The organism is Gemmobacter caeruleus, assembly GCF_008271655.1.
GTDB lineage: Bacteria > Pseudomonadota > Alphaproteobacteria > Rhodobacterales > Rhodobacteraceae > Gemmobacter > Gemmobacter caeruleus.
Map to the genome: position 1 here is coordinate 343,474 of NZ_VKKX01000044.1, position 18,947 is coordinate 362,420.

At 66.9% G+C, this 18,947-nt stretch carries 20 protein-coding genes and 1 tRNA gene; 8 read left to right on the forward strand and 13 right to left on the reverse strand.

Going from position 1 to position 18,947, the window contains the following annotated elements:
- Nucleotides 1-43: 43 nt before the first annotated feature.
- The 8 genes from FOA17_RS14975 to FOA17_RS15010 all read left to right on the forward strand — a co-directional run bounded on the left by FOA17_RS14975 (nucleotide 44) and on the right by FOA17_RS15010 (nucleotide 5,721).
- Entirely contained in the window at nucleotides 44-619 is a 576-nt protein-coding gene (locus FOA17_RS14975) for a YceD family protein (protein ID WP_420841717.1), read from the forward strand.
- Nucleotides 620-797: 178 nt separating this feature from the next.
- A complete protein-coding gene (gene rpmF, locus FOA17_RS14980) occupies nucleotides 798-1,004 on the forward strand; it encodes a 50S ribosomal protein L32 (protein ID WP_149142301.1) in 207 nt (68 codons plus the stop codon).
- Nucleotides 1,005-1,029: 25 nt separating this feature from the next.
- Nucleotides 1,030-2,130: a phosphate acyltransferase PlsX gene (gene plsX, locus FOA17_RS14985; protein ID WP_149142302.1), complete on the forward strand. Its 1,101-nt coding sequence runs from the start codon at nucleotides 1,030-1,032 to the stop codon at nucleotides 2,128-2,130.
- A complete protein-coding gene (locus FOA17_RS14990) occupies nucleotides 2,127-3,098 on the forward strand; it encodes a beta-ketoacyl-ACP synthase III (protein ID WP_149142303.1) in 972 nt (323 codons plus the stop codon). The genes plsX and FOA17_RS14990 overlap by 4 nt, the downstream gene beginning before the upstream one ends.
- Before the next feature lie 138 nt (nucleotides 3,099-3,236).
- Nucleotides 3,237-3,539, forward strand: coding sequence for an integration host factor subunit alpha (ihfA, locus tag FOA17_RS14995; RefSeq protein ID WP_149142304.1), 303 nt, complete (start codon nucleotides 3,237-3,239; stop codon nucleotides 3,537-3,539).
- Nucleotides 3,540-3,559: 20 nt separating this feature from the next.
- Nucleotides 3,560-4,441, forward strand: a complete 882-nt coding sequence (locus FOA17_RS20170) for a MerR family transcriptional regulator (protein ID WP_238991836.1) — start codon at nucleotides 3,560-3,562, stop codon at nucleotides 4,439-4,441.
- A gap of 63 nt (nucleotides 4,442-4,504) precedes the next feature.
- A tRNA-Pro gene (locus FOA17_RS15005) sits at nucleotides 4,505-4,582 on the forward strand.
- A 59-nt stretch (nucleotides 4,583-4,641) separates the two neighbouring features.
- The gene (locus FOA17_RS15010; protein ID WP_149142305.1) at nucleotides 4,642-5,721 is read left to right on the forward strand and encodes a 2'-deoxycytidine 5'-triphosphate deaminase; all 1,080 of its coding nucleotides are present in this window, start codon (nucleotides 4,642-4,644) and stop codon (nucleotides 5,719-5,721) included.
- Here FOA17_RS15010 and FOA17_RS19765 read toward each other — a convergent pair.
- The 13 genes from FOA17_RS19765 to FOA17_RS15070 form a co-directional block, all read right to left on the reverse strand.
- A complete protein-coding gene (locus FOA17_RS19765) occupies nucleotides 5,718-5,864 on the reverse strand; it encodes a hypothetical protein (protein ID WP_162528275.1) in 147 nt (48 codons plus the stop codon). The genes FOA17_RS15010 and FOA17_RS19765 overlap by 4 nt on opposite strands.
- A 45-nt stretch (nucleotides 5,865-5,909) precedes the next feature.
- The gene (scpB, locus tag FOA17_RS15015) at nucleotides 5,910-6,542 is read right to left on the reverse strand and encodes an SMC-Scp complex subunit ScpB (protein WP_149142306.1); all 633 of its coding nucleotides are present in this window, start codon (nucleotides 6,540-6,542) and stop codon (nucleotides 5,910-5,912) included.
- A complete protein-coding gene (locus FOA17_RS15020) occupies nucleotides 6,539-7,333 on the reverse strand; it encodes a segregation and condensation protein A (RefSeq protein WP_149142307.1) in 795 nt (264 codons plus the stop codon). Before FOA17_RS15020 ends, scpB begins: the two co-directional genes overlap by 4 nt.
- Nucleotides 7,326-8,342: a beta-N-acetylhexosaminidase gene (gene nagZ, locus FOA17_RS15025; RefSeq protein WP_149142308.1), complete on the reverse strand. Its 1,017-nt coding sequence runs from the start codon at nucleotides 8,340-8,342 to the stop codon at nucleotides 7,326-7,328. The genes FOA17_RS15020 and nagZ overlap by 8 nt, the downstream gene beginning before the upstream one ends.
- Nucleotides 8,339-9,391: an SPOR domain-containing protein gene (locus FOA17_RS15030; protein ID WP_149142309.1), complete on the reverse strand. Its 1,053-nt coding sequence runs from the start codon at nucleotides 9,389-9,391 to the stop codon at nucleotides 8,339-8,341. The genes nagZ and FOA17_RS15030 overlap by 4 nt, the downstream gene beginning before the upstream one ends.
- A gap of 70 nt (nucleotides 9,392-9,461) precedes the next feature.
- On the reverse strand, nucleotides 9,462-11,204 hold the full coding sequence (gene argS / locus FOA17_RS15035) for an arginine--tRNA ligase (RefSeq protein WP_149142310.1): 1,743 nt from the start codon (nucleotides 11,202-11,204) through the stop codon (nucleotides 9,462-9,464).
- 50 nt (nucleotides 11,205-11,254) lie between these two features.
- Nucleotides 11,255-11,548, reverse strand: coding sequence for a 3TM-type holin (locus tag FOA17_RS15040; RefSeq protein ID WP_149142311.1), 294 nt, complete (start codon nucleotides 11,546-11,548; stop codon nucleotides 11,255-11,257).
- A complete protein-coding gene (locus FOA17_RS15045; protein ID WP_149142312.1) occupies nucleotides 11,539-12,147 on the reverse strand; it encodes a holin-associated N-acetylmuramidase in 609 nt (202 codons plus the stop codon). Before FOA17_RS15045 ends, FOA17_RS15040 begins: the two co-directional genes overlap by 10 nt.
- 70 nt (nucleotides 12,148-12,217) lie before the next feature.
- A complete protein-coding gene (gene ccmE / locus FOA17_RS15050; protein ID WP_149142313.1) occupies nucleotides 12,218-12,673 on the reverse strand; it encodes a cytochrome c maturation protein CcmE in 456 nt (151 codons plus the stop codon).
- A gap of 10 nt (nucleotides 12,674-12,683) precedes the next feature.
- Complete coding sequence (argC, locus tag FOA17_RS15055) at nucleotides 12,684-13,712, reverse strand: N-acetyl-gamma-glutamyl-phosphate reductase (protein WP_149142314.1); 1,029 nt, start codon at nucleotides 13,710-13,712, stop codon at nucleotides 12,684-12,686.
- Between the two features lie 63 nt (nucleotides 13,713-13,775).
- Nucleotides 13,776-14,540, reverse strand: a complete 765-nt coding sequence (locus FOA17_RS15060; RefSeq protein WP_149142315.1) for a DUF1684 domain-containing protein — start codon at nucleotides 14,538-14,540, stop codon at nucleotides 13,776-13,778.
- Complete coding sequence (locus tag FOA17_RS15065; RefSeq protein ID WP_149142316.1) at nucleotides 14,537-15,349, reverse strand: glutamate racemase; 813 nt, start codon at nucleotides 15,347-15,349, stop codon at nucleotides 14,537-14,539. Before FOA17_RS15065 ends, FOA17_RS15060 begins: the two co-directional genes overlap by 4 nt.
- Before the next feature lie 168 nt (nucleotides 15,350-15,517).
- Nucleotides 15,518-18,922 carry an indolepyruvate ferredoxin oxidoreductase family protein gene (locus tag FOA17_RS15070; protein ID WP_149142317.1) on the reverse strand — a complete coding sequence of 1,135 codons (3,405 nt, stop codon included), beginning with the start codon at nucleotides 18,920-18,922 and terminating at the stop codon, nucleotides 15,518-15,520.
- Between the last annotated feature and the right edge of the window lie 25 nt (nucleotides 18,923-18,947).

Here is an 18,947-nt window from a genome sequence, read left to right on the forward strand (position 1 = left end):
GGCTTGTTCAAGAAAGGAACGCGCGCCTTGCCGCGCCGGGAGCATGCCGATGTCCGCCTCAGAGCCCGAACTGCCGCTCAGCCAGCCCCTGCGCGTGGCCGCGCTGGCCAGCCGCAAACCCACCCGATTCAAGCTGATCCCCGATGCGGCGCAGCGTGCGGCGATCGCGGCCGTGCTGGATATCAGCGCCGTGCATGCGCTGCGCTTTCAGGGGGAGCTGCGCCCGCGCGGCCGCAATGACTGGGATCTGGAGGGCGATCTGGAGGCCGAGGTCGAACAGCCCTGCTCGGTCACCCTCGCCCCGGTGGTGACCGCGATCCGCGAAAAGGTGGAGCGGCGCTATCTGGCCGAGATGCCCGACCCCGAGGGCGATGAGATCGAAATGCCCGAGGATGACCGGCAGGAGCCGCTGCCCGCCGTGATCGACCCCGGCGCCGTCGCGCTGGAGGCGCTGGCGCTGGCGTTGCCGGCCTATCCGCGCGCGCCGGGGGTGGAACTGGGCGAGGCGGTCTTTGCCGCCCCCGGCATCGCGCCGATACGCGATGAAGATCTTCGGCCCTTTGCCGGTCTGGCAACCCTTGCGCAACAGCTCGACAAAGGGCAAAAGGGCGACGGTTGAGCGCGCGGCGCAGGCCGATGACAGGCAGGGGCAACAAAACACTTGCACCTGTCCGGAATCCGGCTATGTTCCGCGCCTCGCAAACACTGTGCAAACCGGTGGGGCCGCATTCGCGGAAATCGCCGTTTCACGTAGGAAAATCAGGGGCTTGTCCCCTCTACTGCCCCGAGGTTGAGACATGGCCGTCCCTCAGAACCGAGTCACCCGTTCGCGTCGCAACATGCGCCGTTCGCATGATGCTCTTGTTGCCGGCAATCCGGCGGAATGCCCGAATTGCGGCGAACTGAAGCGTCCGCACCACGTTTGCGGCGCCTGCGGTCACTATGACCAGCGCGAAGTCGTCGCCGTCAGCAAGGAAGTGGACGTGGACGAGGACGCGGCGTAAGCCGCTTCCCCTGCCTGCTGCCCGCATGTCGAACGGAACCGATCTTCCGCAAGAGAGCGCGCTGCGCACCGTCATTTCACTGGACGCCATGGGCGGGGATCGGGGGCCGGCAGCGGTTGTTGCCGGTCTTGTCGATTCCGCGCGTCGCGATGCCGCGCTCGATTTCGTGCTTCATGGCGATGAGGCGATGCTGAAGCCGCTGCTGGCGCCGCATGGCGATCTGGCGCCGCGCATCACGCTGCGTCATGCGCCGCGCGTGGTGACGATGGAGGACAAGCCCAGCCAGGTGATGCGCCATGGCGAGGGCACCTCCATGTGGTCCTGCATCGACAGCGTGAAACAGGGCGAGGCCCGCGTCGCGGTCAGTTGCGGCAATACCGGCGCGCTGATGGCGGTCAGCATGATCCGCCTGCGCAAGCTGCCCGGGGTGAATCGCCCCGCCATCGCCTGCCTCTGGCCCTCGCGCAATCCCGGCGGCTTCAACGTGATGCTGGACGTGGGCGCCGATATCAAGGCCGAGCCGGAAGACCTGCTGCAATATGCGACCATGGGCGCGGCCTATGCGCGCAACGGGCTTGATCTCAAGCGGCCCCGGGTGGGCCTGCTGAATGTCGGCACCGAGGAACACAAGGGCCGGGCCGAGCTGAAGATCGCCCATGACCGGATGCTGGCGGCGCAGGATGCCGCGGGGTTCGACTTTGTCGGCTTTGTCGAGGGCGGCGATATCCCCTCGGCCCGCGTCGATGTGATCGTGACCGACGGCTTTACCGGCAATATCGCGCTCAAGACCGGCGAAGGCACGGCCAAGCTGGTGTCGGATTTCGTGCGCCAGGTATTCACCGGCGGCGTGATCGCGAAATTCGCGGCGCTGCTGGTGCTGAAATCGCTGCGCGCCATGGGCGAACGGGTCGATCCGCGCCGGGTGAATGGCGGGGTGTTCCTGGGCCTGAACGGGACCGTGGTGAAAAGCCATGGTTCGGCCGATGCGACCGGGGTCTCTGCCGCGATCCGGCTGGCGGCGCAACTGGCGCGGTCGGGCTTCAATGACCGGCTGGCGGCACGTCTTGCATCTGCCGAAGCGGCGGGGCAGGATGCGACCGAGCAGAAAAGCGGTGAAAAACAATGACAGTGCGCGCCGTCGTCCGGGGTGTTGGCCATTACCTGCCCGAACGGGTCGTTCCGAACAGCGAGTTCGAGGCGACCATCGACACCTCCGACGAATGGATCAAGTCCCGCTCCGGGATCGAGCGGCGCCATTTCGCGGCCGAGGGGCAGACCACCTCTGATCTGGGCGCCCGCGCGGCCGAGGCGGCGCTGGCCCATGCCGGGCTTGGCGCCGAGGAGATCGACGCGATCATCGTCGCCACCTCGACCGCCGATCTGACCTTTCCCTCTGCCGCCACGATGATTCAGGCGCGCCTTGGCATGACCCGGGGCTTTGCCTTTGACGTGCAGGCGGTCTGTGCGGGCTTTGTCTTTGCGCTGGCCAATGCCAATGCGCTGATCGTTTCGGGCCAGGCGCGGCGGGTGCTGGTGATCGGCGCCGAGACCTTTTCGCGCCTGATGGACTGGACCGACCGCGGCACCTGCGTGCTGTTCGGCGATGGCGCCGGCGCCCTGGTGCTGGAGGCGCAGGAAGGCGCCGGCACCCCAGAGGATCGCGGCATCCTCGCGACCGATCTCAATTCCGACGGGCGCCAGAAGGACATTCTTTATGTCGATGGCGGCGTTTCGACCGGCACCACCGGCCATCTGCGCATGCAGGGCAAGGAAGTGTTCCGCCACGCGGTCGAGAAACTGGCCGAAACCGCCCATGCCGCGCTCGACAAGGTCGGGCTGAGCGGCGCCGACGTGGACTGGATCGTGCCGCATCAGGCCAATATCCGCATCATCGAGGGCACCGCCAAACGTATGCAGGTGCCGATGGAGCGCGTTGTGGTGACCGTGCAGGATCACGGCAATACCTCGGCCGCGTCGATTCCCCTGGCGCTGTCGGTGGGGGTCGCGCGCGGGCAGATCAAGCCCGGTGATCTGGTCGTGACCGAGGCCATCGGCGGCGGTCTGGCCTGGGGCGCGGTGGTTCTGCGCTGGTGACGTTTCCAGAATGCTGACAATCCGGGCAGGCGGTGGCAGATAGTTCACCGCGCCTGTTTGAACAATCGCGCGCAAGTGGTTGATATTGACTCGAAAACCCAAAGGCCTCAATCTGGATGAAAATCCCGGGGGGGACCGATGAGTGAAAAGACGCTGACCCGTATGGATCTGAGCGAGGCCGTGTTCCGCGAGGTCGGGCTGTCGCGCAACGAATCCGCCGATCTGGTCGAATCCGTGCTGCAACATGTCTCCGACGCGCTGGTCGAGGGCGAGACGGTCAAGATCTCGTCCTTTGGCACCTTTTCGGTGCGCGACAAGTCGGCCCGGGTCGGGCGCAACCCCAAGACCGGGGACGAGGTGCCGATCAGCCCGCGCCGCGTGCTGACCTTCCGCCCCTCGCATCTGATGAAAGAGCGGGTCGCCAACGGCAAGAAGGGCTGACCGGGGGCATGAGCGGGGCCATGGAAAAATCGCCCGACGCCTTTCGCACCATCAGTGAAGTCGCGGAGCTTCTGGACACGCCGGCCCATGTGCTGCGGTTCTGGGAAAGCCGTTTTCCACAGATCAAGCCGGTGAAGCGGGCGGGCGGGCGGCGCTATTACCGCCCCGCCGATGTTGCGTTGCTGTCGGGCATCCGCAAGCTGTTGCATGATGAGGGGATGACGATCCGTGGCGTGCAGAAAATCCTGCGCGATCAAGGGATTCGCCATGTCGCCCAGTTGGGCGGCGAGGACAGCCCGCCCGAGATCGAGGCGCTGGCCGAAAGCCTGGACCAGACGGTGATCGACGAGTCGCCGATCGACAATATCGTGGCGCTGACCGATTGGCGAAGCGGGACCGAGGCCGATGAAAGCCCCGCGGCGCTGCGGGCGCAACTGCGCGCCGCCCCGCCGCCGCCCGGCCCCGAGGAGCGGCGGCAATGGTCGCTGTTCGACCTGGACCCGCCCGAGGACATCGCCGCCCCCGAGCCGGCCCCCCTGCCCGATCCCGTGCCCCAACCCGAGATGGAGGCGCAGCCTGATGCGGCCTTTGTGCCCGAGCCGGAGCCCCCGCGCGCCGCAGAGATCGAGCTGCCCGCCATGCCCGAGGCAATGGGGGAAGCCGCACCTGCACCGGCGATCGAGTCACCGACCGAATCCCCCCAGCCCCAGGCCGCCTCCGTCGATGATTCGTCGCCGCTCGCCGCGCCAGCCCCTGCTGATCGCCCCTGGATCGCCACACGGTTGCGCGACCTCTCCGCGCCGCTGCTGCCGGAAAGTCGGCACGGATTGCAACGCCTGTTGGCGCGGGCGCGCCAGCTGCATGGCCGGATCGCGCCGCTGAACCAGCCGCGACGCGGATAATGTGGCGAGATGCGTTTTGCCGCTTGCCCCCGCCGGAATTATCGTTATGTATCCGCGCAGTGTCGGGCCGTGGCGCAGCCTGGTTAGCGCGTCCGTCTGGGGGGCGGAAGGCCGCGAGTTCGAATCTCGCCGGCCCGACCATCGAAAAAGACCCGCCTCTGGCAACAGGGCGGGTCTTTTCATAGGCTTAGGAGACGCGCATGACCGCGACCGGAGTTCTGCCCGCACAAGAGCTGCGCCAGTTGATCGACGCCGGCGTGATCGCTGCCGATCCGGCGATCCTGCCCGCCCAGATCCAGCCTGCAAGCCTTGACCTGCGGCTGGGCCATGTCGCCTATCGCGTGCGCGCCTCGTTCCTGGCTGGCAAGGATCGCAGCGTCGCCGACCGCATCGCCGAATTCGAGATGCACCGCATCGACCTGACCGAGGGGGCGGTGCTGGAAAAGGGCTGCGTCTATGTGGTGCCACTGATGGAGCGGCTGGCTTTGCCGCCCGGCATCACCGCCGTCGCCAATGCCAAGAGCTCCACCGGGCGGCTCGATCTGCTGACGCGCACGATCACCGATGGCGGCGTCGAATTCGACCGCATCGCCGAGGGCTATCACGGCCCGCTTTACGCCGAAGTCTGCCCGCGCAGCTTTTCGGTGCTGGCGCGGGCGGGGCAACGGCTCAATCAGATCCGGTTCCGGCGCGGTCAGGCGGTGCTGTCGGATGCCGATCTCCTGGCGCTGCATGCACAGGAACCGCTGGTGGACGGGTCGGCGGTGATTTCCGATGGTCTGGGCTTTTCGGTCGATCTGCGGCCCGAAAGCGGCGATCTGGTCGGTTATCGCGCCAAGCCGCATACCGGGGTGATCGACCTCGACCGTATCGGCCATTACCCCGCGGCCGAGTTCTGGGAGGATGTGCGCGCCCGCGATGGCAGGATCATCCTGGATCCCGGGGCGTTCTACATTCTGGTCAGCCGCGAGGCAGTGACGATCCCCCCGGATTATGCCGCCGAAATGGCGCCCTATCTGGCAATGGTGGGCGAATTTCGCGTGCATTATGCCGGCTTCTTTGACCCCGGCTTCGGCCATGCCGCGGCAGGCGGGCGCGGCTCACGCGGCGTGCTGGAGGTGCGCTGCCACGAGGCGCCCTTCGTGCTGGAACATGGGCAGGTGGTCGGCCGGCTGGTCTATGAACGCATGGCGGCGCGGCCCGAGACACTCTATGGCGCCGGGATCGCGTCAAACTATCAGGGCCAGGGCCTCAAGCTCGCCAAGCATTTCCGCGATTAACGCCCGATCCGCCGCAACAGCCGGGCCGCCTGCCGCGCCTTGCGCTGCATGGCATTGACCTGACGCGGATCGGCACCGGCGCCCTTGGCCATCCGGTTCATGCCCTGCCGCATCACCCGGTTGGTCGCCCGGCGAAAGAGCATATTCGCAATTTGCTGAACCAGTTTTGCAAAATCCATCCGCGCGCCTCAATCCTCGAACAATTCGGTCTGACCGCTCGCCTCGTCTTCGTCGCCCGGCGTGGCCAGCGCCCCCGGCAAAGGCCGGCTGTCCAGCAGCCCCGCCGCGCGCAGATCCTTGAGCCCCGGCAGATCGCGCGCCGATTCGAGGCCGAAATGATCGAGAAAGGATTCCGTCACCACAAAGGTCACCGGGCGGCCCGGGGTCATGCGGCGGCGGCCAAAGCGGATCCATTCCATTTCCAGCAGCTGATCAATAGTGCCGCGGCTGACCGCGACGCCGCGAATCTCCTCGATCTCGGCGCGGGTGACCGGCTGGTGATAGGCAATGATCGCCAGCGTCTCGATCGCGGCGCGGCTGAGCTTGCGCTGCTCGATCACCTCTTTCTGCATCAGATAGCCCAGATCGGGCGCGGTGCGGATCGCCCAGGCATCGCCCACCCGCACGATGCGCACGCCGCGCCCCTCATAGCGGCGGCGCAGATAGGCCAGGGCCTCGGCCGGGTCGCAGCCATGCGGCATCCGGCGTTCCAGTTCGGCCACGGTCACCGGCTCGGCGGCGGCGAACAGGATCGCCTCCACCATGCGTTCCTGCTCCGCGATCGGGGGGGCGTCGAACAGGCTTTGTTCGGTCTCGCTCATTCACCCTCCTTGCGACGGATCTGGATCGGGGCAAAGGTTTCGCCCTGGCGGATCTGGATCTGTCCGCGCTTGGCCATTTCCAGCACCGCCGCGAAATGCGCCGCCAGCGAGGAGCGCCGGCGCATCGGATGGGCATCCCAGCCCTCGGGCATCCAGCTTTCCAGATCGGACCAGTCGCCGACATAGCCGATCAGCCCGCGCATCCGGTCCAGCGCCTGTTCCATGGTGAACACGTCGTGACGATCCATCACGAAGGGGCGGAATTCGTCCTTGGTGCGGATGCGGGCATAGGCGCGCATCAGGTCGATCAGCGCGGCGGAATAGACCACCTTGCGGCTGCGCGCGACCTCTTCGGTCTGACCGCGCACAAAGAAATCGCGCCCGCGCTGGTCCCGCGCCATCAGCCGCGCCGCCACTTCGCGCATGGCTTGCAGGCGTTCGAGCTGAAAGGCCAGATGGGCGGCCAGATCCTCGGCGCTCGGCCCGTCTTCGGTCGGGTCGGGTGGCAGCAACAGGCGCGATTTCAGATAGGCGAGCCAGGCCGCCATCACCAGATAATCCGCGGCAAGTTCGATCCGCAACGCCTTGGCCTTGTTGACGAAACCCAGATACTGCTCGGCCAGTTGAAGGACCGAGATGCGCCGCAGGTCAACCTTTTGACTGCGCGACAGCGACAAGAGCAGATCGAGCGGCCCCTCGAACCCGTCCACATCGACGATCAGCGCCTCGGCGGCCAGCCTGTCGCTGACGCTCTGGTCCTTCTGTTCGTCGATCCAGTCGCGGTCAGACATGGGGCATGTCCGCCCCCAGCAGCGCGTCATGTTCGGCCCGGAAGGCGGCCAGATCGGCCGGTTCGGGCGGCAGGCGGCGCGCCAGCGCGGCCTCTGCGCGGCGGCTGGCAGCGGGCGTCATGCGGCCGGCAGCGGCGACCACGGCCTGCATCTCGGCCAGGTCGCCCTTGCAATGCAGCGCCAGATCGCAGCCCGCGCCGATTGCCCGCGCCGCGCGTTCGCCCAAGCTGCCCGAAAGCGCCTGCATGTTCAGATCATCCGACATGATCAGCCCGTCAAAGCCGATTTCCTGCCGCATGACCTGCATCATGCGCGGCGAACAGGTGGCCGGCGCCTCGTCATAGGCGGAAAAGACGATATGCGCGGTCATCGCCATCGGCAGATCGGCCAGGGCATGGAAGGGCGCGAAATCAATGGCTTGCAGGGTTTCGCGCGGCGCGGTGACGCGCGGCAGGTCGTGATGCGTGTCGCCGCTGGCGCGGCCATGGCCGGGCATATGCTTCATCACCGGCAGCACGCCGCCCGCCAGATGCCCCTCGGCCAGCGCGCGGCCCAGTTGGGCCACGGGGCCGGCCTCGGTGCCATAGCAGCGGTTCAACAGAAAGGGATGGGTGACCCCGGTCGCGATATCGAGGCAGGGCGCACAATTGCTGTCGATGCCGACAGCGCGCAGTTCGGCCGCGATCAGCCTGCCGCGCAGCCACATCATGCGCGCAGCCCCCGCCCCCGCAGCCCTCACCGCCTCCAGCGGCGGCAGCCATTCCGACCAATGCGGCGCGCGCAGGCGCTGCACCCGGCCGCCTTCCTGATCCACCAGCACCGGCGCGTCGCGCCCGACCGCGTCGCGCAGATCGGCGGTCAGCCGAGCGACCTGGGCCGGGGTTTCGACATTGCGGGCAAAGAGGATGAAACCCCAGGGATCGGCCTCGCGGAAAAAGGCGCGTTCCTCGGGGCCGAGGGTCAGGCCGGCGCATCCCAGTATCGTGGCGCCATGGGGGGCGGCACTCATCGCAGGGTGACCGGGATGCAATCGGTGCTTTCGGCGGTCAGCGCGGCGCAGAAGCGGCGGGCATCGGCCTCATCGGCAAAGCCTTCGGCGCGCAGGCGATAGAAGGTGCGCCCGCCGCTTTCGGCGGCCTGCACCACGCGGCCCTTGCCCGCCATCAATTCGCCAAAGCGGCCCGCGATGCGATCCCAGGCGGCGCGGGCCTCATCCTCGCTGTCAAAGGCGCCGAACTGCACCAGCCGGGTGCCAAGCGCCAGCGCCGCCGGATCGACCTCCCGCGCTGCGATGCCAAGGGCCGCGGCCACGGCGGCATCGGTGGCAGAGGGCGCGGCAGCGCCGGCCAGCGCGCCGGGCCGGGCCAGCGGCCGGATCGAGCGGCCCAACCCGCCCGCCACCACAGGCGCGGACTCAGACCCCACTTCGGGCGCGCTCAGCGGCGCCGCCCCGGCGGCAAGACTATCGGCCAAAGCCAGAACATCGGCCGGGGCGCCGGCCCCAGCCTCATCGCCCAGAGGTGCGACGGTGGTCAGCGGATCCAGCGGCAGGTCGGTGATCGCGGCCTCAGCCACGCCATCGGCCGCAGGCAGCGCGACCGGCTCTTGCGCGACGGGGGCCAGCAGTTCGGCCGGTGGTTCGGGCGCAAGGCCCGGCCCGTCCTCGGCCGCCAGATCGACCGGACGCGGCGCCAGCACGATTTCATCGGGCAAGGGCGTCGCCACCCCGACCGCCGCAACATCGTTGACCGAAAGCCCCTGATGCGCCGTCACCTCGCCGCCGGGATTTTCCGGCGCGACGCGCATCGGCCCTTCGACCGCCTTGATGACGGGAATGCCCAGAACATTGCGCACGGCGATCTTGTAGCCCCAGACGCCCGCGCCCAGCAGCAGCGCCAGCGATGCCGCCGCGCCCAGCAGGTTCAGCATACGCCGCCCCTGGGCGCCACCGCGACCCGGCCCGCCCTGACGACGACCGCCCTGCCCCTGCGCCCGCCCGCCCTGACGGGGCCGCGGCGCGGCCTCCCCGGCGTAACGGTCATAATTCACATCAGCCATGCTCTGCCCCAAGCGTGCAGGGCCCGCGGGCCCTGACGGTTTGCCTGTTCCCCGGGCCGGGGCGCCATTCTCAGCGCATTTCCTCGACCGGAGTGACGCCCAGAATAGCAAGACCGGCGCAAATCACAACGCCCGCCGCCCGGGCGAGGCCGATTTTCGCCTGAGTCGTGGTCACATCCGCTTGCACAAAGCGCAGCGAAGGCTCGTCATTGCCACGGTTCCACAGCCCATGCAGGTCAGAGGCCAGCTCATAAAGGTAGAAGGCCACGCGATGCGGCTCGTTCCCCTTGGCGGCGATTTCCACCAGACGCGGCCATTCGGCCAGCTTGGCGATCAGCGCCAGCTCCGCCGGATGGTTCAGCAGCGCCAGGTCTGCCGCCGCCAGCGTGGCGTCATCGACCGCAACCCCGGCCTCACGCGCCTTGCGCAGCACGGAATTGATCCGCGCATTGGCGTATTGCACATAAAAAACGGGGTTGTCCTTCGACTGTTCCAGCACCTTGTCGAAGTCGAAATCCAGCGCCATGTCGTTCTTTCGGGTCAGCATGACAAAGCGGGTCACGTCGGCGCCCACTTCCTCCACCACATCGCGCAGCGTGACAAAGGTGCCGGCGCGTTTGGACATCTTGAAGGGCTCGCCGTTCTTGTAAAGCTTGACCAGCTGGATCAGCTTGATGTCCAGCGGCACCCGGCCATCGGACAAGGCCGAGACGGCGGCCTTCATCCGCTTGACATAACCGCCATGGTCGGCGCCGAAAATGTCGATCAGCTGATCGAAGCCGCGCCGGACCTTGTTGTAGTGATAGGCGATATCGGGGGCGAAATAGGTCCACGACCCATCCGATTTCTTCACCGGGCGATCCACGTCATCGCCATGCGCGGTCGAACGGAACAGCGTCTGTTCACGCGGCTCCCAATCCTCGGGGGTCTTGCCCTTCGGGGGTTCCAGCACGCCCTCATAGATCAGGCCCATATTGCGCAGCGTGTCGATCGCGGCCTCGATCTCGCCGGTGCCATACAGCGCCTTTTCGCTGGAATAGACATCCATCCGCACGCCAAGCGCGGCCAGATCCTCGCGGATCATCTGCATCATGCGTTCGGTGGCGAATTCGCGCACATCGTCCAGCCAGACGGATTCCGGCTGGTCGATCAGGCTGGTGCCGTATTTGTCCTTCAGCGCCTCGCCCACCGGGATCAGGTAATCGCCGGGATACAGCCCCTCGCGGATTTCAGGCTCCAGCCCATTGGCCTCGCGGTAGCGTTCATAGGCCGAGCGGGCCAGCACGTTGACCTGCGCGCCGCCGTCGTTGATGTAATATTCGCGCGTCACGTTCCAGCCGGCAAAGGCCAGCAGGTTTGACAGCGCATCGCCCACCACCGCGCCGCGCACATGGCCCACATGCATCGGCCCGGTCGGGTTGGCGGAGACGAATTCGACATTCACCTTCTGCCCGGCCCCCAGATCGGAGCGCCCGTAATCGGCGCCCGTTTCCAGGATCGCCCTGGCCAGACCCTGCCAGACCACGGGTTGCAGGCGCAGGTTCAGAAAGCCAGGCCCCGCCACCTCGGCGCTGGCGATGCGCGGATCGGTGGCCAGTCGGGCGGCCAGCGCCTCGGCGATCACGCGGGGTTGCTGGCCCGCGGGTTTGGCCAGCACCATCGCGGCATTGGTGGCCATGTCGCCATGCGCCGCATCGCGCGGCGGCTCGACCGCGACGGCCCCCATGTCCAGACCGGCGGGCAGCAGCCCGGCCTCGGTCATCGCGCCCAGTTCGGTGATCACGGCTTTGCGCAATTCGGTGAAAAGGTTCATCTCGTCCGTCCTTCCTGACCCCCGGCTCTTGCCAGAGGGCGGAAGGCGGGTCAAGTTCGCGCCGCAGCCGGGCCGGGTTTCGTCAGGAAATGCAGACCCAGGATCAGCGCGCTGAGGCCCCAGACCGCCAGCGGCGTGGTGCGCAGCGCGGCCATGCCGGCGGCATAGCGCGGCGGATCGACAAAGGCGAGGCCGATGAGGGCCAGAACCGCCAGCACCGTCGCGGGCCGGATCGCGCGGTTCAGCAGTTCCAGCGCGGCCGGCAAGGCGGGGCTATCAGCCTCTTGCAGCAGTTCCGCGATGCGTTTGAGCCGCGCCGCGTCGGACAGAAAGCTCAGCCCCATGCCGCCACCCGCGCGCGATGCTGTGCCTCGGTCAGGTGCAGGGCTGGCGTGATAAAGCTTTCGGCCCGGGTGATCCAGCCGCCCTTGCCGCCATCGCGGCGGCGACAATATTTGCGGCTGGCGGGGCGGGCATCGCCAAGCGCATAGTAATAGTCGCGCCGTGCCACGCCATAGGCATCGGCCAGATGCGCGACATTGGCCGCCGCGCGCTCGGCCGCCGCGATGGTCTTTGGCCCGATCGCACCATCCACCAACAGCGGAAAGCCCAGCCGGATCAGCAGCCGTTGCAGGATGCGCACCGCATTGGCGCCGGCATTCACATACATGTCAAAGAGTGCGGGCTGCAAAACCACAGGCAAATTTGCAATACCGGGCTTTGCAAAGTAGTGGCGCAGGTAAATCTCCACCGCCTGTTCGCGGCTCAGCCGGCGCACATCGGCGGGGGTGACGCGGCCATCGCCATTCAGATCGAGGCCCAGCCCGCGCAGTGTATGGATCGTCACCCCGTGATTGGTGGCGCCGCCCGGATCGTCGGGGTCGTTCACATACCCGCCTTCGCGCGCGACGATTTCCTCTGCCAGTTCCCGCACCGTCTTCATGCCAGCCCCCGTTCTTGCCGGGTGACAGCATGGTCATGGCGCGATTAAGCGCCCGGTAAGGCAGCGCGCGTTACGATCCGCTCTGTTCGTTCGGATCGTGATAGACGCCTTGCTCCTTCAACGCCTCCATCACCTCTTTCGGCATATAGCTCTCGTCATGCTTGGCGAGGATTTCGGTCGCCTCGAAAGTGTCGCCAACCATCTGGCCGGTGCCGATCATGCCCTGCCCTTCCTTGAACAGGTCGGGCAGCACGCCGGTAAAGGTGACGGGCACGATCTCGGCCCCGTCGGTCACGTTGAAGCGGATGGTTTCACCCTGCCCGCGCACCAGGCTGCCGGGTTCGACCAGCCCGCCCAGGCGGAACACCTCGCCCGCCTCGGGCGGCTCGGCGATGACCTGCGCCGGCGCGCGGAAAAAGTTGATCCCGTCGCGCATCGCATAGCCGATCAGCGCCGTCGATCCCGCCAGCGCCACGAAGGCCAGCGCGAGGATCTGGATCCGCCGGGTTTTCTTCAACCCCTTCATCTTGGTCTCCTTACGGGAAGACGGGGGCCAGCATCAGGCCCGCGGTCTCCTCCAGCCCCAGCATCAGGTTGGCATTCTGGATCGCCTGCCCCGAAGAGCCCTTGGTCAGGTTGTCCAGCACCGCCACGATCAGCGTGCGGCCGGGAATCCGGTCCGCCACCACACCGATATGACAGTAATTGGACCCACGAATGTCGCGTGTCGAGGGGACTGCGCCGAAAGGTAGCACCTCGATGAACGGCTCCAGCGCATAGCGCGCCTCCAGCGCGGTCCAGCAGGCCCTGGCGTCGCCCTTCACATAGACCGAGGCCAGAATGCCGCGATTCATCGGCGCCAGATGCGGGGTGAACTGCACCAGCACCGGGCGCCCGGCGATCTTGCTGAATTCCTGGTCGAATTCCCCCAGATGCCGGTGCTTGCCACCGGCGGAATAGGCATGCGTGCCCTCCGACAGTTCGGCATGCAGGAGGTTTTCCTTGAGCGACCGCCCCGCCCCCGACACGCCGCATTTCAGATCCAGCAAGATGTCATCCAGATCGATGCAACCGGCCTCGATCAGCGGGCGCAGCGCATATTGCCCGGTGGCGGCATTGCAGCCGGTGCCGGCGCAAAGCCGCGCGGCCCGGATATCGTCGCGGTAGAATTCGGTCAGGCCATAGACCGCCTCGGCCTGCAATTCCGGCGCGGCATGGGGCTGGCCATACCATTTCTCGTATTCCGCCACGTCGCGCAGCCGGAAATCCGCCGACAGATCGACCACCCGCAAATCGCGCGGCAGCGCCTTGATCACCGCCTGACTGGTGGCATGCGGCAGGGCGCAAAATGCCAGATCCACTTTTGCAAAATCAATCTCGTCGATTTTGCAAAGCTTGGGCAGGTTCAGATGACGCAGAAAGGGAAACACCTCGGCCATCTCCAGCCCCGCCTTGCGGTCGGCCGACAGGGCCACGATTTCCATCTGCGGATGGCTGGCGATCAGGCGCACCAGCTCGGCGCCGGTATAGCCCGATGCCCCAAGGATTGCGATGCGCTTCTTCATGGTTCGCCCCCTCTTGTCGCGGTCGGTTTCTCTTTGCGGCGCTGGGGCGCGCGATGCAAGAGCCTAATGGTCGCGCGGCGTCAACTCTCCGGCACGGATCGCAAAGGCCAGCCGGTTTTCCGGCGGCGGCAGCGGGCAGATCGCAAAGGGCGTATAGGCGCAAGGCGGGTTGTGCAGGCGGTTGAAATCCAGCCGCACCCGATGGCCCGCCACCTCGCCAATCAGAAAGCGCGAGGCGCCATAGGTCTCGTGACCGGAGGTCGCGTCGCGGATGACGAACATCGGCCGGCCCGCCTTGATATGGGTCGGGACCAGCGCAACCTGTTGCCCCGCATGGGAAAACCGCGCGACATGGGTCTGGCGCACGCTGTCGCTGCGCCCCGCAACCATCGCGATGTCGCGCAAGACCGGCACCGGCAGTTCGTGCCATTCCGCGTCGATCACCCAGTCCGGGTCAAAGGGAAAGCTGTCGATGCCGGCAAAATCGCACCGCGCCGGATGGTCGATCTGGCGCAGCCGCAGCGCCGCCGCCCCTTCGACAATGTGAATTTCCAGGATCAGACCGGCGATGCGCAGCGTGTCGAACCCGCCCGGGCCGGGCGCAAAATCCAGCACCTGCCCCTCGGGCATTTCCAGCCGCGCGGTCAGGTCCGGCGCAAGGACCAGCGTGCCCAGCAGGTCCGGCCCCACCGAGAGCCGCAGATCGTGATCGCCCCGCCCCAGCGTCAGGCGCCCCGGCGCGATCTCGATCCGGTCGGTCAGGTTCAGCCATCCGTCCTCGGCGGTCAGCGCCGCCAGACGCGCGGCCTGCCAGTCCTCATGGGTCATGCCGCCTCAAAACTGATGCGGCGGCGCAGGAATTGCGTCGCCTTGGAGGACACATTGGCCGGGTCGCCGGTCGTCAGGAACTTCGACACCTTGCCCGCGCCCAGGAATTCCGGACGCCGCACCAGGTAATCGGCCAGGCTGTCCGCCACCAGATTGGCCTGGCTGAACACCTTGACATCGGCCCCGAGCGCCTCTTGAAAAGCGTTTTGCATCAAGGGGTAATGGGTGCATCCCAGAATGGCGGCCTGCGGATGCGGCATGCGCCGCTTCAACGCCTCAACATGGCTGCGCACCAGCGCCTCGGCCAGAATTTCGTCGCCCTGTTCGATCGCATCGACCACGCCGCCGCAGGGCTGCGCCTCGACATCCACGCCGATGGCGCGGAAGGCCAGTTCGCGCTGAAAGGCGCGGCTGGCCACGGTGGCAGGCGTTGCAAACAGCGCCACATGCTTGACCGCGACCTCGCGCGGGGGGCTGTTGTCGCCCCATTGCCGTTCGGTCAGCGCCTCGATCAGCGGCACGAACACCCCCAGCACGCGCTTGCCCGGCGGCAGCCAGCTTTCCTGCATCCGTTTCAGCGCGGCGGCCGAAGCGGTGTTGCAGGCGAGGATCACCAGATCGCAGCCCTCGGCCCAGAGCCGTTCGGTCGCGGCGCAGGTCAGGTTGAAGATGTCATCATGCGTGCGCACCCCATAGGGTGCATGGGCATTGTCGCCGAAATAGACGAAGGGCACATCGGGCAAGCGCTTGCTGACGGCATCCAGCACCGTCAAGCCCCCGAGACCTGAATCGAAAACGCCCACGGCCATGACTGCCCTCCCTCTGACGGGGTGATTTGGCGCAGCATAGGCGCAGGGCGCAGCCGGGAAAAGAGCGAAGGCGCGGGCCCGTGCGTTTCGCACCGATTTTGCAGAACACGGCAGGACGGTTTGCAAAGGCCCGGCGGTTTTGCAAACCCCGCCGGGCCATTTTGCAGATTACGCCGCGAGGCGCGGGGCATCGCCCCCGGCGCGGATCGTGGCCAGCAGTTCGGACCGCCGCTCGGCGGCCTTGGCGGCATTGGCCTCCTTCACCGGACCATAGCCGCGGATCGACAGCGGCAATTCCAGCAATTCGACGATCGCCGTCTCGGTCGCGGGGCGCCAGAGCGGCAGAACCTCTGCCAGATCGGCCTCATATTGCGTGATCAGCGCGCGCTCCATGCGGCGTTCGGGGTGGCGCCCGAAGGGATCGAACGCCGTGCCGCGCAAGCCCTTCATCCGGGCCAGCAACCGGAACACCGGCAGGATCCACGGCCCGAAGGCTCGTTTCTTCGGCCGACCGTCCGACGCCTTGCCCGGCAGGATCGGCGGCGCCAGATGGAAGGTCGGGCGCAGATCGCCGGTCAGGCTTTCGCGCGCCTTGGCAAGCGTTTCCAGATGCAGGCGCGCAACTTCGTATTCATCCTTGTAGGCCAGAAGCTTGTGATAGCCCTTGGCCAAGGACGGGCGCAGCGCCTCGGGCGCGGCATGGACGCGGGCGACGAACCGGTCGGCCAGCGCGTTATCCTGATAGGCGCGCAGGTGATCGGCGCGGAAGGCCACGGGATCGACCGTCGGCTTTTCCTCGGGCCGCATCAGCGCGCGGGCCTGATCGGGATGAGCCTGCGCAAAGCGGCCCAGATCGAAGGCGCGCAAATTGGCCTCGACGCCCGCCCCGTTCAGCTCCACCGCGCGGCGCAGCGCCGCCAGCGACAGCGGCACCAGCCCGCCCTGCCAGGCCATGCCCAGCAGAACCATGTTGGAAAAGATCGAATCCCCCAGCACCGCGCGGGCGAATTCCGTGGTGTCGAGAAAACTGACCCCCTCGCGCAGGCGCGCTTGAAGTGCGACGCGCAAGTCCTCGGACGGAATGCGGAACTCGGTATTGCGGGTAAATTCGCCGGTCACGATTTCATGGTCGTTGACCACGGCGCGGCTGCGCCCCGTCGTCATCAGGCCCAGCGTCTTGGCGCCTGCCGTCACCACCAGATCGCCGCCGATCACTGCATCCGCCTCGCCCACGGCGACGCGGATGGCCGAGATGTCGGCGGGCTTTTCGGCGATGCGGCAATGGATATGCACGGCACCGCCCTTTTGCGCGAGGCCCGCCATTTCCATCATGCCGGCGCCCTTGCCATCCAGATGCGCGGCCATGGCCAGCACGGCGCCGATGGTCACCACGCCGGTGCCGCCGACGCCGGTGATGACGATGTTATGGGTGCCGCGGATTTCGGGCAGCACAGGTTCGGGCAGGTCGGGCAGATCGACGGCGCGGGCCTCGGCCTTGCGGGGCTTCGCGCCCTCCAGCGTCACGAAGGACGGGCAAAAGCCGTTGAGGCAGGAGAAATCCTTGTTGCAGGACGACTGGTCGATGGCGCGCTTGCGGCCCAGTTCGGTCTCCACCGGCACGACCGAGACGCAGTTCGACTGCACGCCGCAATCGCCGCAGCCTTCGCAGATATCGGTATTGATGAAGACCCGGCGGTCGATATCGGGAAAGCTGCCCTTCTTGCGCCGGCGCCGTTTTTCGGCCGCGCAGGTCTGGACATAGAGCAACACCGACACGCCCGGCACGGTGGCGAGCCGCTTTTGCACCGCCTCCATCTCGTCGCGGGTATGGATCGAGAGGCCCGAGGGGAACTTGCCGAGATCCAGCTCCTCTTTCGGGTCATGGACCAACGCCACCTCGCGTACGCCCATGGCCAACACCTCGCGCGCGATGCGGTCGGGGGTCAGGCCGCCCTCGTTGAACTGGCCGCCGGTCATGGCGACGGCATCGTTGAACAGGATCTTGTAGGTGATGTTCACATCGGCAGCGAGCGCTGCACGGATCGCCTGCACGCCGGAATGGTTATAGGTGCCGTCGCCAAGGTTCTGGAACACATGGCCGCGGGTCGAGAACGGCGCCTCGCCCACCCAGTTCGCGCCCTCGCCGCCCATATGGGTGAAGCCGTTGGTGGAACGGTCCATCCATTGCACCATGTAGTGACAGCCGATGCCGGCATAGGCGCGGCTGCCTTCGGGCACCTTGGTGGAACTGTTATGCGGGCAGCCGGAGCAGAAATAGGGCAGCCGCGCCGCCAGATCGCGGGCATTGTCGGCCCGCCGCGCCTCGGCGATGCGGGCAAGGCCCGCCTTCACCGCCTCGGTGCCGCGCCCTTCTTCGATCAGGATGCCGCCCAGCTTTTCCGCGATCATCAGCGGATCCAGCGCAAAGCGGGTGGGGAACAGTTCCTCATGCGTGCGGTCGTGTTTCCAGCCCAGCACCCGGCGGCCCCGGCGATCGTCAAAGATCGCCTCCTTCACCTGCACCTCGATCAGCTTGCGCTTTTCCTCGACGACGACGATGACCTCCAGCCCCTCGGCCCAGTCGTGAAAGCCCTTCATGTCAAGCGGGAAGGTCTGGCCGATCTTGTAGGTGGTCAGGCCCAGCCGTTCGGCCTCATGCGCGTCGATGCCCAGCAGGCTGAGCGCATGGGTGAGATCGAGCCAGTTCTTGCCGGCGGCGACAAAGCCGATCTTCGCGCCCGGCTTGCCCCAGATGCGCTGATCCATCCGGTTCGCATGCGAAAACGCCTCGGCGGCGAAGCGTTTGTAGTCGATCATCCGCGCTTCCTGCGCGACCGGCGCGTCGCCCAGCCGGATGTTCAGCCCGCCTTGCGGCATGCGGAAATCGGGCGTGACAAAGTTGCGGCGGAACGGGTTACCATCGACCACCGCCGTCGCCTCGACCGTGTCCTTCATGGTCTTGAGACCGACCCAAAGCCCGGAAAACCGGCTGAGCGCCCAGCCATAAAGGCCGTAATCCAGCACCTCCTGCACGCCGGCGGGGCTGACGACGGGCATATAGGCATCGACCATGGCCCAGTCCGACTGGTGCAGCACGGTCGAGCTTTCGCCGGTATGATCGTCACCCATGGCCATCAGGACACCGCCCAGGCGGCTGGTGCCGGCCATATTGGCGTGGCGCATCACGTCGCCGGTGCGGTCCACCCCCGGCCCCTTGCCATACCACAGTGCAAAGACGCCCTGATGCTTGCCCTCGCCGCGCAATTCGGCCTGCTGGCTGCCCCAGATCGCCGTTGCGGCCAGATCCTCGTTCAGCCCCGGCTGGAACAGGATTTGCGCCGCCTCCAGCTCGCGCCGGGCCTTGCTCATGGTCAGATCGACCGCACCCAGGGGCGAGCCGCGATAGCCGGTGCAATAGCCCGCCGTATCCAGCCCCGCCGCCGCATCGCGCGCCCGCTGCATCAGCATCAGGCGCACAAGGGCCTGGGTGCCATTCAGCAGCACCGGCGATTTCGTCAGGTCATAGCGATCCGCCAGCGACACATCGACGCGGATCTCATTTTGCCTGCCCATTGTGCACCTCCCCTTGCAAAATGAA